Annotated in this window: 13 protein-coding genes; 8 read left to right on the top strand and 5 right to left on the bottom strand. The window is 64.6% G+C overall.

What is annotated here, in order from left to right:
• Positions 1–199: 199 nt before the first annotated feature.
• A complete protein-coding gene (locus tag J2X38_RS04165; protein ID WP_310251611.1) occupies positions 200–772 on the bottom strand; it encodes a Pycsar system effector family protein in 573 nt (190 codons plus the stop codon).
• Positions 773–922: 150 nt separating this feature from the next.
• Here J2X38_RS04165 and J2X38_RS04160 point away from each other — a divergent pair, with 150 nt between their 5' ends.
• The 3 genes from J2X38_RS04160 to J2X38_RS04150 all read left to right on the top strand — a co-directional run bounded on the left by J2X38_RS04160 (position 923) and on the right by J2X38_RS04150 (position 4,545).
• The gene (locus J2X38_RS04160; protein WP_056372169.1) at positions 923–1,159 is read left to right on the top strand and encodes an acyl carrier protein; all 237 of its coding nucleotides are present in this window, start codon (positions 923–925) and stop codon (positions 1,157–1,159) included.
• A 108-nt stretch (positions 1,160–1,267) separates the two neighbouring features.
• Complete coding sequence (gene spt / locus J2X38_RS04155; RefSeq protein WP_310251608.1) at positions 1,268–2,470, top strand: serine palmitoyltransferase; 1,203 nt, start codon at positions 1,268–1,270, stop codon at positions 2,468–2,470.
• 113 nt (positions 2,471–2,583) lie between these two features.
• On the top strand, positions 2,584–4,545 hold the full coding sequence (locus J2X38_RS04150; protein WP_058537023.1) for an ATP-binding protein: 1,962 nt from the start codon (positions 2,584–2,586) through the stop codon (positions 4,543–4,545).
• 42 nt (positions 4,546–4,587) lie between these two features.
• Here J2X38_RS04150 and J2X38_RS04145 read toward each other — a convergent pair whose 3' ends face one another.
• The 3 genes from J2X38_RS04145 to J2X38_RS04135 are packed head-to-tail and all read right to left on the bottom strand — an operon-like array spanning position 4,588 to position 6,966.
• Entirely contained in the window at positions 4,588–5,448 is an 861-nt protein-coding gene (locus J2X38_RS04145; protein WP_310251605.1) for a hypothetical protein, read from the bottom strand.
• 10 nt (positions 5,449–5,458) lie between these two features.
• A complete protein-coding gene (locus tag J2X38_RS04140) occupies positions 5,459–6,433 on the bottom strand; it encodes a diacylglycerol kinase family protein (RefSeq protein WP_058536853.1) in 975 nt (324 codons plus the stop codon).
• A 17-nt stretch (positions 6,434–6,450) separates the two neighbouring features.
• Positions 6,451–6,966: a DUF2141 domain-containing protein gene (locus J2X38_RS04135; RefSeq protein ID WP_082639648.1), complete on the bottom strand. Its 516-nt coding sequence runs from the start codon at positions 6,964–6,966 to the stop codon at positions 6,451–6,453.
• Between the two features lie 133 nt (positions 6,967–7,099).
• Here J2X38_RS04135 and lptF point away from each other — a divergent pair, with 133 nt between their 5' ends.
• From lptF to J2X38_RS04120, 3 genes are read left to right on the top strand one after another with little or no spacing between them, the layout of a single operon-like run.
• Positions 7,100–8,320 carry an LPS export ABC transporter permease LptF gene (lptF, locus tag J2X38_RS04130; protein WP_310251602.1) on the top strand — a complete coding sequence of 407 codons (1,221 nt, stop codon included), beginning with the start codon at positions 7,100–7,102 and terminating at the stop codon, positions 8,318–8,320.
• Positions 8,321–9,421 carry an LPS export ABC transporter permease LptG gene (lptG, locus tag J2X38_RS04125; protein ID WP_058536854.1) on the top strand — a complete coding sequence of 367 codons (1,101 nt, stop codon included), beginning with the start codon at positions 8,321–8,323 and terminating at the stop codon, positions 9,419–9,421.
• A 22-nt stretch (positions 9,422–9,443) separates the two neighbouring features.
• Entirely contained in the window at positions 9,444–9,719 is a 276-nt protein-coding gene (locus J2X38_RS04120) for a hypothetical protein (RefSeq protein WP_310251598.1), read from the top strand.
• A 175-nt stretch (positions 9,720–9,894) separates the two neighbouring features.
• Here J2X38_RS04120 and J2X38_RS04115 read toward each other — a convergent pair whose 3' ends face one another.
• Complete coding sequence (locus tag J2X38_RS04115; RefSeq protein ID WP_310251596.1) at positions 9,895–11,028, bottom strand: fatty acid desaturase; 1,134 nt, start codon at positions 11,026–11,028, stop codon at positions 9,895–9,897.
• A 117-nt stretch (positions 11,029–11,145) separates the two neighbouring features.
• Here J2X38_RS04115 and J2X38_RS04110 point away from each other — a divergent pair, with 117 nt between their 5' ends.
• The gene (locus J2X38_RS04110) at positions 11,146–12,312 is read left to right on the top strand and encodes an N-acetyltransferase (RefSeq protein ID WP_310251594.1); all 1,167 of its coding nucleotides are present in this window, start codon (positions 11,146–11,148) and stop codon (positions 12,310–12,312) included.
• Between the two features lie 63 nt (positions 12,313–12,375).
• Positions 12,376–13,806 carry a DUF1800 domain-containing protein gene (locus tag J2X38_RS04105; RefSeq protein WP_310251592.1) on the top strand — a complete coding sequence of 477 codons (1,431 nt, stop codon included), beginning with the start codon at positions 12,376–12,378 and terminating at the stop codon, positions 13,804–13,806.
• Position 13,807: the final 1 nt, after the last annotated feature.

Genomic DNA, 13,807 nt, shown 5'->3' with positions numbered 1-13,807 from the left:
TTGGATCCTCCCTGTGCCGCAGGCATGGGGAGGTGGCAGCGCGAAGCGCTGACGGAGGGGTTATGGCGCGACCCCTCCACCACTCGCTGCGCGAGAGTGCTGGGTCGTCCAGTCCCCCGGACTGGACTTGAATTGCCGGGGGCAATTCAACCCTGCACTCCCCCTCCCCATCGCTTCGCGACAGGGAGGATCTATGAATTCATCCTCGCCACATCCCGGCCATCTCGACCGCGAACGCGATGAAGGTCAGCGTCAGCCCGACGACGAACAGGCGGTAGGCGTAGGCAAGGTAGCGATATTTGCGCCGCGCGAGCACGACGCCATTCTGGTAGGTATCGCGCAGCATCGTCTCATAAAGATCCTCCTCGGTGCGCAGCCGCGCCTTTACCGCGGCGATGAACTCGTCCTCGTCCATCTGTTCGAAGCGGCCGAAGAAGAGGATATTGCTGTGATCCTTGCCGTCCTTGTAGACGACCGGCGGCGCCCTGCCGACGCGCGGCAGCACCGCCGACACCGCGAGCAAAGCCGAGAGGAAGGAAAAGGTCGCGAGGATCGCGAGCGGCATCGCGAGCGCACCGCCGCCCGAGCGCGCCTGCCCGATCGCGAGCGTGAAGACGACGAAGGTCGCGCCCATCAGGATCGATGCCTTTTGGTCGGCCATTTGCGACAATTGCATCGTGATCTGCTGGTTGGTGCGCACGAGGTGCACCGCGTTCGGCGGGAAGGAAATCGCCGGCCGGCTCTGCGATGTCGTTGAATCTGCGCTGTCCATGCCAAGCTGCCCCTGCTGGCGACCCGCCACAGCGATGCCACGAAGTCCCGCCAGCGGCAAGATGCTGCCCTGTTCCCGCCGCATTCGCTTGCCAATCGGAAGCCTTCGCGGCATGCCGCACGCAACTTCATTCCATATGGGACGCACCACATGAGCACCGCCCTGCGCGACCAGATTTTCGGGCTGATTGCCCCTTTCAACAAGAAGGGCGTCGAACTGACCGACGCCACCACCTTTGCCGGCGACCTCGAATGGGACAGCCTGACGGTGATGGATTTCGTCGCCGAGGTCGAGGACACGTTCGACATCATCATCAGCATGAACATGCAGGCCGAAATCGAAACCGTCGGCCAGCTGGTCGCCGCGGTCGAGAAGCTGCAGGGCTAAATCTTTTTCCCCGTTCGTGTCGAGCGAAGTCGAGACACCCATCGGGACAGCGCAAGTTCGAGGGGCATCTCGACTTCGCTCGATGCGAACGGATTTTGGACATTTGACATGACCGACCTCTTTTCGAAATTCGACCCGCTGATCCAGCAGCGCGAGCAGCTGCTCGCGACCGGGGTCACCGATCCGTATAATCTGGTGATGGAAAAGGTGATCTCGCCGACCGTCGCGATCTGTAACGGGCGCGAGACGATCCTGCTCGGCACCTATAATTATATGGGCATGACGTTCGACGAGGATGTCATCGCCGCGGGCAAGGACGCGCTCGACAAGTTCGGCAGCGGCACGACCGGCAGCCGCGTGCTCAACGGCACCTATCAGGGGCACAAGGAGTGCGAAGAGGCGCTCAAGGAATTTTACGCCATGGACCATGCCATGGTGTTTTCAACGGGGTACCAGGCGAACCTCGGCATCATTTCGACGATCGCCGGCAAGGGCGATTATGTCATCCTCGACATCGACAGCCATGCGTCGATCTATGACGGCTGCGCGATGGGCAATGCCGAAATCGTCGCTTTCCGCCACAATGACGTCGAGGCGCTCGAAAAAAGACTGAAGCGCCTGCCCCCCGAGGCAGGCAAGCTCGTCGTGCTCGAAGGCGTCTATTCGATGCTCGGCGACGTTGCGCCGCTGAAGGAAATGATCCGCGTCTCGAAGGAAGCCGGCGCGATGGTGCTCGTCGACGAAGCGCATTCGATGGGCTTCATCGGCGAGAATGGCCGCGGCGTCGCCGAGGCGCAGGGCGTATTGGACGACGTCGACTTCGTCATCGGCACCTTTTCGAAGAGCGTCGGCACCGTCGGCGGTTTCTGCGTGTCGAACCATCCGAAGTTCGAAATCCTGCGGCTCGTCTGCCGCCCGTACGTCTTCACCGCCTCGCTGCCGCCAAGCGTCGTCGCGACCGCGGCGACGAGCATCCGCAAGCTGATGCACGGGTCGAACAAGCGCGCGCACCTGTGGGAAAATTCGAAGGTTTTGCACAAGGGACTGCGCGACCTCGGCTTCCAGCTCGGCACCGAAGAGCCGCAGTCGGCGATCATCGCGGTGATCATGCCCGACCTTGAACGCGGCGCGATGATGTGGGAAGCGCTGCTGGAAGAAGGCCTTTACGTCAACCTCGCACGCCCGCCCGCCACCCCCGCGGGCATGACCTTGCTCCGCTGCTCGCTCTGCGCCGAGCATAGCATCGAACAGGTCGGCGAAATCCTCGGCCGGTTCGAACGCGCCGGCCAGCGCGTCGGCATTATCGGCTGAACCGAGCCTGCGCGCCGACCAGCGGATTCCTTTTCGGGTCGAGTTGAAGCGGTGTTAAGTTAACGGCGGCTTCGGCGCTTTGCGGCGCCGCGCTTGTCCGGTAAGAGATGCGCGTGTTCGAGAGGGATGGCGACAGCGAAAATGACGGCCGGCGGGAGCGTGTTCGCTTCTGGCTGACGATCGTCCTCGGCGCGATCCTGACCGGTGTGGTCGGGGCGCTCGTGCTGCTGCTCGCGCGCGCCAACGACAATTACGACCGCTCGCTCGGCTGGCAGACGCAGAGCATGGAAGTTATTTCGCAAACGCGGTCGGTCGACGCCGCGATCGCGCGCGCCGAGGCGTCGCTCGGCCGCTTCGCGGTCGGGCTGCAGAAAGAGGACGGGCGCGTCTATGAATATCAATGGGGCCGCGCGCGGCAGTTCCTCGCGCAATTGCAGCGCAACGTCCGCGACAATCCCAAACAGATGGCGCTGGTCGAACAGCTGACGCGCGAAATGGACAGCCGCGGGGCGCAACTCGGCGACGCGGCGCTCAGCGCCAACTACAACCAGACCGTCGCGGCCATTTCGAAATATTACGCGGCGGGCAAAGGCCAGGGCGTCAGCCGGATCGACAAGCTGCTCAGCGAAATCATCGCGAACGAGCGCGCATTGCTGCGCGAGCGCAACCGGCTTGCCGTGGCCGACCGCGCCAGCCTCAACCAGGCGATCCTGCTCTTTTCGTTACTCGGCGCGGGCGCCGCGGTCATCGCGATCGGCACGACCTTCTCGTTGATCCGTGCCGAAGGCGAACGGCGGCTCGCGCGGAACGAGCAGCTGATCGAAAGCGACCGCGCCGCGCAGCTCGAGGCGGCGGTCAACGAACGAACCGCGGAACTTGCGCACGCGAACGATGCGCTGCGCGGCGAGATGATCGAGCGCGAAGCCGCCGAGGCCCAGCTGCGCCAGGCGCAAAAGATGGAGGCGGTCGGCCAGCTGACCGGCGGCATCGCGCATGATTTCAACAATATGCTGGCGGTCGTCGTCGGCGGGCTCGAACTGGCGCAACGGTCGCCCGCAAAAGCGTCGCGCCACCTCGCGAACGCGCTCGACGGCGCCAATCGCGCCGCCGACCTGACCCGCCGGCTGCTGACCTTTGCCCGGTCGGAGCCCGCGCGACCCGAGATGGTCGCGGTCGACGCGTGCATCACGAGCTTTGCCGAGCTGATCGAACGCACGATCGGCGACCGCATCGCATTGACGCTCGACCTGCAGGCGCCGGGCCGTGCCTGCTGGGTCGACCGGCAGCAATTCGAAAATGCGCTGCTCAACCTTGCGGTCAATGCGCGCGACGCGATGAACAGCCATGGTTCGCTCACGATCCAGACGCTCGACGATGGCGAAGGCAAGGCGCTCGCGGTGCGGGTGATCGACACCGGCTGCGGCATGTCGCCCGAAGTGCTCGAACGCGTGTTCGATCCCTTTTACACGACCAAGCCCGCGGGCCAGGGCACCGGGCTGGGCATGAGCCAGGTCTTCGCCTTCTGCCGCCAGTCGGGCGGCGAAGTGCAGCTTTCGTCGACCGAGGGCGAAGGCACCAGCGTCGCGATGCTGCTGCCGATCGCCAAGCCTGAGGCCGATGCGGCCACCGAAACTTTGCCCGTCGATGCCGACGGTCCCGCATCGCCCGACGACGCGCTCAGCATCCTCGTCGTCGAGGATGACGAACGCGTCCTCGCGGCGACGGTCGATGCGGTCAGCGAGCTGGGCCATAGCGTGGTCGCCTGCGGCAACCCGCTCGAGGCCGAAACGCTGGTCGAGCGGCGGCTGGCGGAGGGAGGGAGCGGTTTCGACCTGATCCTGTCCGACGTGCTGATGCCCCAGCTGACCGGTCCCGAAATGGTCGCGCAGCTGAAACAGCGCTGGCCCGACCTGTCGGTGCTGTTCGTGACCGGCTATGCCGGCGACGCGAGCGAGGTCGAAAGCTTCGGCGACCATGATGTGCTGCGCAAACCCTTCACCCTCACCGCGCTCGACCAGGCCATCCGCCGGCGCGGCGAGGCGCGGCCGGCCGAAGGGCAAAGGCTGGCGAGTTAGGGTTATCCGTCATCCCGGCGAAGGCCGGGATGACTACGGGTGTTACCGAATAGCCCCGCTCTTCATCAGGCGCGGCACCAAAGTCAGCGCGGCGACGAGCGGCCAGCGGCGCTGCCACGGCTTGATCTCGATCTTGGTCCCCGCGTGGCGATTGATCTTCCACGCCAGATAATCGATCCCGCCCGCATAGGTCAGGCTGGCCTTGGCAAGCCGCGCGATGCTGAGCGCCTTGCCCTCCAGCCGCCGCCGCGCCCAGCCGCCGGCGCGCGCATCGGCCGGGATCGCGGCGATCGCGGGCAGGCTGAACCGCTTGTATCGTTCGGCATCGGCGTCGACCACCGACTGTGCGCGGCTCGTGCGCTCGGCGCGCAGCTCGACCGAGTAGGTGAGCGAAAAGGCGCGCCGCCACCAGTCGAGCGGCGCTTCGCCATCGACCCGGCCCGCCGCGGCGAGCAGCGTCGGTGCCGCGCGCGCCACCGCCGCGACGGCCCGGTCGCGCGCGGTATCGTCAACCGCCCAGACGAGGCGCGACGGCTGCGCAAAGCGCGCCCACACCGACACATTGCGCGTCTCCGCACCGTTCAGCCGGTCGAAATCACCTTCGCTGAGCACCGCATATTTGGCGATCAGCCCGCCCGACTGGAACGGGAAGACGTTGGGCGGGATCAGGCGGTTGGCGGCCGCCATCCAGCGCTTGGGATAGGCGTCGCTATAGTCCGACACGATCAGGTAGAAATCGAGCATCAGCCCATCGAGCTCGCTCTCGCGCAGGCAGCTGCCGTAAAACAGCACCGCGCGCGCGCTGCCCGGATATTGGGCAGCGATCGCCGCTGCCATCGCGGCGGCGCGCGGGTCGACGGGGGTCGCCAGTTCGGCGCGGACCAGATCGATCAGGTCGGACACGCGCGAAGGCTCAGGCGGCGAGGCGCAGGAACGGAACCGGCTGCGTCGAGGTCAGGATGATCGGCATGCCGTGCTTCGCCTGAAAGATTTCGCCGTCGAGGATGACGTTCGACCGTTCGCCCTCGATGCGGATTTCGTCGCCCTGCTGGAAATGCACGCCGTCGAGCGGCTTTTGCCCCAGCGTCCCGCGCCAGGTCGCGCCGAGCATGCGGAACATCGCGCCGACATTGCTGTCGGTCGCGAGCAATTTCATGTGCCCGTTGGTGCCGCCGCCGTCGCTCGTGCGGATGCTGAGCAGCAATTTTTCGAGCGTGGTGACGATCAGCAGCGAGAATTTGCCTTTGAACTCGCCCTGACGGATCAGCGACACGGTCATATTTTCGGGCTTGGGCGGCAGGCGGCCGCCGCCGATCCCGAAGATGATCGCGAACAGCCCGAGGATCGCCGCGAGGAAATGCGAAATCCCGTTCGGCAGGCCGAGCGGATAGATGCGGTTGCGGCAATAGAGCATCACGTCGGCGAGATAGGCGCCGCCGAGGAACATGCCGAGCACCGGCCGCGCTTCGCCGCCGCTGTCGAGCGAGATGAGCTGGCGTTCGATCACATGATCCTCGAGCCGGCCGCTCGCGACGAGTTCGAGCACGCGATCGAGCGCCTTAATCGGATCGCCCTCGGCGCCGAGGTCGAGCGCGATGAGGTTGGTCTTGCCATTGGGAAGCACCGCGACCGGCGGCGGCGAGCCGCCGAAATGGTCGCCCGAATAAATTTCGGTCAGCGCCGCCTGGACCGTGCCGTCGCCGCCGTTGATCACGACGACGCGCGGGCCGACCATCGCCATGGTGCGGATGGCCTTTTCGATCTGGTCGACGTCCTCGACCTCATAATGAAAGATGTCGGGGTGCGCCGCGCAATATTCGCGAACCCGCGGCAGCAGCGAGCGGTTGCCCGTGGAGCGTGGATTCGAAAGGAGCGCGACGCTTGCCATATATCCCTAAAGTCTCTCTATTCGACGGGGTCGAAGGACAGGCCGTTGACATAGTTCAGCACGACCGGGACGCGCTTGGTGGCGCCGCCGACCGCAAAACTGACCGTTGCCAACTTGGGCTTCCGCTTGAAGATGAAGTCGCTGACTTTCATGTCGGGGTTGCCCGACAGGCCCGCGCCGTCGCTACGGTCCGACTTGCCGTTGCCGTTGATGTCGTGCCGCACCGAAATGACATAATTGCCCTGCTGCTTCACGGGCACACAGACCGACATGGTGCCGGCGCGCGACACGGGGACATCGACGCGTTCGAGCCATTTACGCTTTTCCAGATAGCTGCTGTTCGCGCTGTAAATCTGCACGCGCACGGTTCCCGTGCGCTGCTTGAAACCGCGCACGTCGACCTGGACGGCGGTGGCGTTGCTGTTGCACAGCGCGGCGCTCGGACCCAGCGCGGCACCCTGCGCCGCGACGGGCGCGATCAGCGCTCCGGCAGCACCGGCGCCAAGCAGTCCGGCGAGAAACATTTTCGACATGACCTCAAAACCTCCAGAGGCTATAGCCATCTCAGCAAGCGCGAGAGCGCACGCTGACACGGGTCCCTGTCGCCCTTGAATCGGCATATCGGAAACAACTGCGGCCAAATCATGGTGATGGGGCGACCAAAGATTGAATAAGCTTCCTGCCATCGACCGCTACATCGCGCGGCTCATCTTCTTCCCGATGCTCGGCACGCTCGTCCTGTCGGCGATGCTGCTCGTGCTCGAAAAGATGCTGCGCCTGTTCGATTTCGTCGCCACCGAGGGCGGCCCGGTCAGCGTCGTGTGGCGCATGCTTGCAAACCTGATCCCCGAATATCTTTCGCTCGGCATTCCGATCGGGCTGATGCTGGGGATTCTCCTTGCTTTCCGGCGCCTTGCGACATCGAGCGAGCTCGATGTGCTGAAGGGTGTGGGGATGAGTTTCGGGCGGCTGATGCGCGTGCCCTTTGCCTATGCGATCGCGCTCGCCGCGCTCAATCTGGCGATTGTCGGCTTTATCCAGCCCGTCGCGCGCTACGCCTATGAAGGGCTGCAGTTCGAACTGCGCTCGGGCGCGCTGGGCGCGTCGATCAAGGTCGGCGAATTCACCAAATTGGGCGACCGCATGACGCTCAGGATCGAGGAAAGTTATAACGATGGACGCAGCTTGCGCGGCATTTTCGTGCGCGGCGAGCAGAAAGACGGACAGCGCGTGTCGGCCACCGCAGCGCGCGGGCAGTTCCTCGCGACCGACGATCCGAACACAATCATCCTCCGCCTGTCGCAGGGCGTGCTGATCCATGAATCGCCGAAATTTTCGGTTCCGCGCGTCCTGACCTTCGACAATCACGACCTGCCGATCCCCCTGCCCAAGATCGAGGCCTTCCGCCTGCGCGGCGGCGCCGACCGCGAAATGACGATCCCCGAATTGTTCGTCGCGGGTAAGGACAAGAGCCAGTCGGTGCAGACACGGCTCGAATCGCGCGCGAATTTCCACTTCCGCATCGTCGAAGTGATGTCGATGTTCCTGATCCCGCTGATCGCGATCGCGCTCGCGATCCCGCCCAAACGATCGACCTCGTCGCTCGGCGTCTTCCTGTCGATCGTGCTGCTCGTCACCCAGCACAAGATCAACCAATATGCCGAGGACATGGGCGCGCGCGGGGTGGTCGACCCGCTGATCGCGCTGTGGGTGCCCTATCTGCTGTTCGCGGCGCTCGCGATCTGGATGTATTATGTCGTCGCGCATGTCCCCGGCGGCCAGCCGATCGGTGCGCTCGAGCGCGTCGCGGCGAAGGCGGCGCAGAAGATTCGCAAAATACTGACGATGTTTCAGCGCAAGCCGGGGCTGGTGGAGAGTGTGAACTAAATGCATCAGCTCCACTTTTTCCCGTCGCGGACGATGGCGCTCTACGTCGGCCGCCTTTTTCTCGTCCGGTCCTTCTCGATCCTCTTCGCGCTGGTGCTGATCCTCCAGACGCTCGACCTGCTCGGCGAGAGCGGCAAGATTCTCGCCGTCGCGGGCAACAGCGACTCCGACGTGTGGCGCTATGTCGGCATGCGGATGCCGCAGATTATCGAGACCTTCCTGCCCTTTTCGGTGCTGCTCGGCACGATATTGACGATGGTGACGCTGAACCAGAACAGCGAGGTCATCGCGATGAAGGCGTCGGGCATGTCGGCGCATCAGGTGCTCGCGCCCCTGTTCCTCGCGGCCTTGCTCGTCGCGGGGATCAGCTTTGCGTTCAACGAACGCATCGTCACGCGCTCGACCGCGGCGCTCAGCGCCTGGCAAAAGGTCGAGTATAAAAAGGTCCCCAAGGACAGCGGCATACGCACCAACATCTGGGTCCGCGACGGCGACAATCTGATCAACGCCGCGACGGTCGATACCAGCGGCCCGGTGATCGTCCTCGGCTATGTGACGATTTACGAGCGCACCGGCGGGGTGCTGTCGTCGATGCTGTCGGCCGACAGCGCACGCGCGCTTCCGGCCGGCGGCTGGGAATTGACCAATGCGCGGCGCTTCCTGCGCCGCTCGGGCACGCTCGAACCGCTCGGCACGATCGTCGCGGCGAAGGATGTCCGCCCCGACCAGTTCACGCTGGCACAGGTCGACGGCGACGAGCTGCCCTTCCTGAAGCTCCAGTCGGCGATCGCCGATCTCGAGGCCGCGGGGCGGCCGGTCGATGCGCTTAAGGGCGTGCTGTGGCACAAGATTTCGGGGCCGCTGTCGGCGATATTGATGCCGCTGCTCGGCGCGGTCGCAGCGTTCGGCCTCGCGCGATCGGGCAAGCTGTTCATCCGCGCGATCATCGGCATGGGGCTCGGCTTCGCCTATTTCGTCGCCGACAATTTCGCGCTCGCGATGGGCGATCTGGGCGCCTACTCGCCCTTCCTCGCCGCATGGGGGCCGTTCATATTGTTTGCGCTGATCGGCGAGATGATTTTGATACGGACTGAGGAATAGGATCGTTCGACCGGGAGGCGAAATGATGCAGTGGTTCGGAAACTATCGATCCAAAATTCTCGGCGATATGTATGAGGGCGAGCCACTCGGCCCCGATAAACTGGACATGCTCTGGCCGCTCTTGGTTGGCGGAGCGATATTTGCGGCCCTTGATCTCGGATTGGGGCTATCTAGCCCTTATCGCCTTATCATCCTCGCCGCATTGCTCATGCCCGGCGCAATATGGTTCGGCTATCTGACATTCCACACGCTAAAAGCTTTGCGATTGTGGGTGGCTCGACGGAATCCACAAGATTGATCTTGCTTTCGACGGAAGGCGGACGTCCATTGGCATCCTCACCCCGGGCTTGACCCGGAGCCTGCCTTGTCTTTTTTAACGTTGAGCAGGAGAAAAGCGGGTCCCGGGTCAAGCCCGGGATGACGAACGGCGAATGTCCACTCCCACCCCCGAGCCGACACGGTCTGCAGGTTGCTCAGACGGCCGCGCCCCGCGCCGACCCCGCAACCAGGTTCATCACCAGCTTGGGCAAGCTGTCGTAATTCGCGCCATGATATTGCGAATCGGCGGGCAGCGCGTCCTTCAGGCGGCGGTGCGCCTCGGCGAGCGAATGATAGGGCACGCCCGGCAGCAGATGGTGCAGCGCGTGATAGCGCAGGCCCACCGGCGCCCACAGTTCGGGCAGCAGGCCCGGCGGCGGGACGTTGACGCTGTCGAGGAACTGGCCGGTCACGGTCAGCACCGCGCCGTCATTTTCCCACAGATGCGCGACGAGCGTGCGGATCTGGTTGAGCACCAGCGTCGCGGCGGCAATCGCGCCGAAAATGGCGAGCGCGCGCAGCGGCACCCAGCCGAAAACGCCCGCGGCGATCAGCAGGGTCGACCACGCCCACGCGCCGCCTTCCTGCCACGCCCATTGACGGCGGAACTCGCCCTCGGGCGGCTTGCGGCGGAACAGCGGGTTGATGATCATCCCCGAATAGCGTTCGACGACGATCTTGCGCAGCGGCGGGATCAGGAACGACAGCGGGGTGAGCACGGCATAGCGGAAAACGAGCGCCACCGGCGCGAACGCCGCGGCGACGACGAACAACGGCACCGTCCACGGCTTCATCAGCGCGAGCGGCAGATATTCGGGATCCTCGACCGTGCCATATTTGGTGCGGTTATGGTGCAGGCTGTGGATGCCTTCGTACATGAACGACGGGATCAGCATCGGCACGCCGACGAGGATGTTCCAGCCGAGGCGGAAGCCCGGCAGCGCATTTTTGCGGATATGCGTCAGCTCGTGGATGAAGCTGCCCGCGCGGTAGAGCGCGACGACCGAAATCAGGGCGGCGACCAGCATCCACGCGGTCGAGGGCGCGAGGATCGCCGCCGCGATGCCGGCATAACCGACAAAGGCCGAGGCGAGCATATCGGTCCAATAGATACGCGCGCTCGGCTGCACGAGATCGCGCGTCAGCTCCGACGCCGCGCGGATCATCGCCATATCGTCGGCAATCGCCGACTTGGGCATCTTGTCGGCATCCGCCGACGGGGGCGTCTTTACAATCGACTTCGCGAAAGGCGTCGCGACCCGATCGGCAGGGGGAGTGATCGTCGTCATACGGGTGTCTTCACCATTATTTCGTGGCAGCAAAATGGCCGAATGCGGGTCGCCAGCGCCATTTCTATGCCGTAATGCGTCGCCAAATATATAGGTCAGCGATTTCAGGAAACCAGTATGAGCGGACATTCGGACGGCCCGATTACGATCCACCCGGTCAAGAACAAGAATGATTTGCGCGAGTTTGTCGAGCTCGCCTTTCGGCTCAATCGCGGCGATCCGTCGTGGGTGCCGCCGCTGAAGGGCGAGGTGTATGGCCTGCTCACGCCCGGCAAGAATCCGTGGTTCGAACATGGCAAGGCGCAGTTCTTCCTCGCGCGGCGCGACGGCCGCACGATCGGGCGCATCTCGGCGCATATCGACACCCTCGCACTCGCACAGCCCGCCGAACAGGGCATGGGGCCGGGCACCGGCAATTGGGGTCTGCTCGAAGCCGAAGACGAAGGCGCGGCGCAGACGCTGCTTGTCGCCGCCGAGGATTGGCTGCGCGGTCAGGGCATGCACCGCTCATTGGGGCCGCTGTCGATTTCGATCTGGGACGAGCCCGGGCTGCTGATCGAGGGGTTCGACAATCGGCCGACGGTGATGATGGGGCACAATAGTCCGCTCTATCGCGGCTGGGTCGAAGGCGCCGGCTATCGGCCGGTCAAGCAGCTGCTGAATTACGACGTCGCGATCGACGAGGGATTTCCGCCGATCGTGAACCGCATCGTCGCGGCGGGCGAGAAGAATGCGCGCATCCGCATCCGCAAGGTCAACAAGCGCCGCTTCGCCGCCGAAGCGAAACTGATCATGGGGCTGCTCAACGATGCCTGGTCGGACAATTGGGGCTTTGTCCCGCTGACCGACAGCGAGATCGCCTATGTCGGCAAGAAGTTGAAGGACATTGTCTTCGAGGATCTGATCCGCGTCGCCGAAGTCGACGGCGAGCCGGTCGCGTTCATGATCGTGCTGCCGAACATCAACCAGTTGTTGATCGACATGGACGGATCCTTGCTCCCCTTCAACTGGGCGCGGCTGCTGTGGTGGCTGCGCAAACCCCAGAGCCATATCCTGCGCGTGCCGCTGATGGGCGTCGCGAAAAAGCTTCAGAACAGTCGCATGGCGAGCACGCTCGCCTTTATGATGATCGAATATATCCGCCGCGACGCGGTCGTCGATTATGGCACCAAGCGCGGCGATATCGGCTGGGTGCTCGACGATAATCAGGGGATGAACGCGGTCGCCGAGGCGATCGAGGCCAAGGTCAACCGCGTGTACCAGATCTACGACAAATCGCTCTGACACCGGGACAGCTTTGCGACAATTCGGGGCCATCGTGCGTTTTGGGCACGGAAAGGCTTTGTCATGGCAGTCCAATATCTTGCCGCCAATCGCTTCGGGCTCGGCCGCCGGTTCGACGATCCGGCGATCGATGATCCGAAAGCCTGGCTGACGCGCCAGATCGGCGATTATGACCCCGCCCCCGCCGCGCTGGCGGGCCTCGCCGGGCGCGACGCGATCGCCGCCGCTTATGTCGAATATCGCGGCGAACGGCAGGCGATGCGCCGCGAAGCCGCCGACATGCCGATGAACGAGGAGGAAAAGGGCATGGACCCCGAACTCCGCCGCCTGTTGCGCTCGGCGATCCGCCGGCACTATGTCGATGCGAGCGCTGCGCGCCTGTCCGCCGCGATCGCGACGTCCACCCCCTTCCCCGAACGGCTCGTCCATTTCTGGGCGAATCATTTCGCGGTGTCGGCGGACAAGCAGACCGTCGTCGGCTTCGCGGGAAATTACGAGAATGAAGCGATCCGCCCGCATGTCATGGGAAAATTTTCGGACCTTCTTATCAGCGCGGCCCATCATCCCGCGATGCTGCTCTATCTCGATCAGGCGCAGAGTTTCGGCCCCGACAGCCCGTTCGCGACGCGCGTGCGAAACCGCGGCAAGCGGCAGGCGCCGGGACTCAACGAGAATCTGGCGCGCGAGATATTGGAGCTGCACACGCTGGGCGTGCGCACGGGCTATACGCAGAGCGACGTGACGGCTTTTGCGAAGGCGCTCACCGGCCTGACTGTCGCTGGGCTTGGCCGCGGCGCCGGGCAGCGGCTGATGCCCGCCGATGCCCGGCCCGGCGAGACGGTGTTCATCGACCGCCTTCACCAACCCGGGGCGCAGACGATCCTTGGCAAGCGATACGACGATACGGGTGCCCGGCAGGCCGAAGCCGTGCTGCGCGACCTCGCCGTTCATCCCGCGACGGCGAAACATATCGCCGCCAAGCTGGCACGTCATTTCACCGGCGATGTGCCGCCGGCGGCCTTGGTCGACCGGCTGTCGGCCGACTTCCTCCAGACCGGCGGCGACCTTCGCTCGCTCTACCGAACGCTGATCGCCTCGCCCGAGCCGTGGGCGGCCACGCCCGCGATGTTCAAATCGCCGTGGGACTGGACGGTGTCGATGCTGCGCGCGCTGAAAGTCCCCGCGCTTGGCGAGCGGCAGAATATCGCCGCGATGTTCACCCAGCTCGGCCAGCCGGTGTGGCGCCCCGGGTCGCCCGCGGGCTATGACGACAAGGTCGCGACCTGGGCAGGATCGGCAGCGCTGATGCAGCGCGTCGAACTCGCGAGCCGGATCGCGGGGCGCATCGGCGACCGCGCCGATGCGCGCGTGCTCGCGCCGCTCGTCCTCGCCGACGCCCTCACCCCCGAAACGCGCCAAGCGATCGCGCGCGCCGACAGCCCGGGTCAGGGCATCGCGATGCTGTTCGCCAGCCCGGCCTTTTTGCGGAGATAGA

The sequence above is a fragment of the Sphingopyxis sp. BE235 genome (assembly GCF_031457175.1).
GTDB lineage: Bacteria > Pseudomonadota > Alphaproteobacteria > Sphingomonadales > Sphingomonadaceae > Sphingopyxis.
Note: the sequence above shows the minus strand (reverse complement) of the source record. Positions and strands in the feature narration are given on the sequence as shown.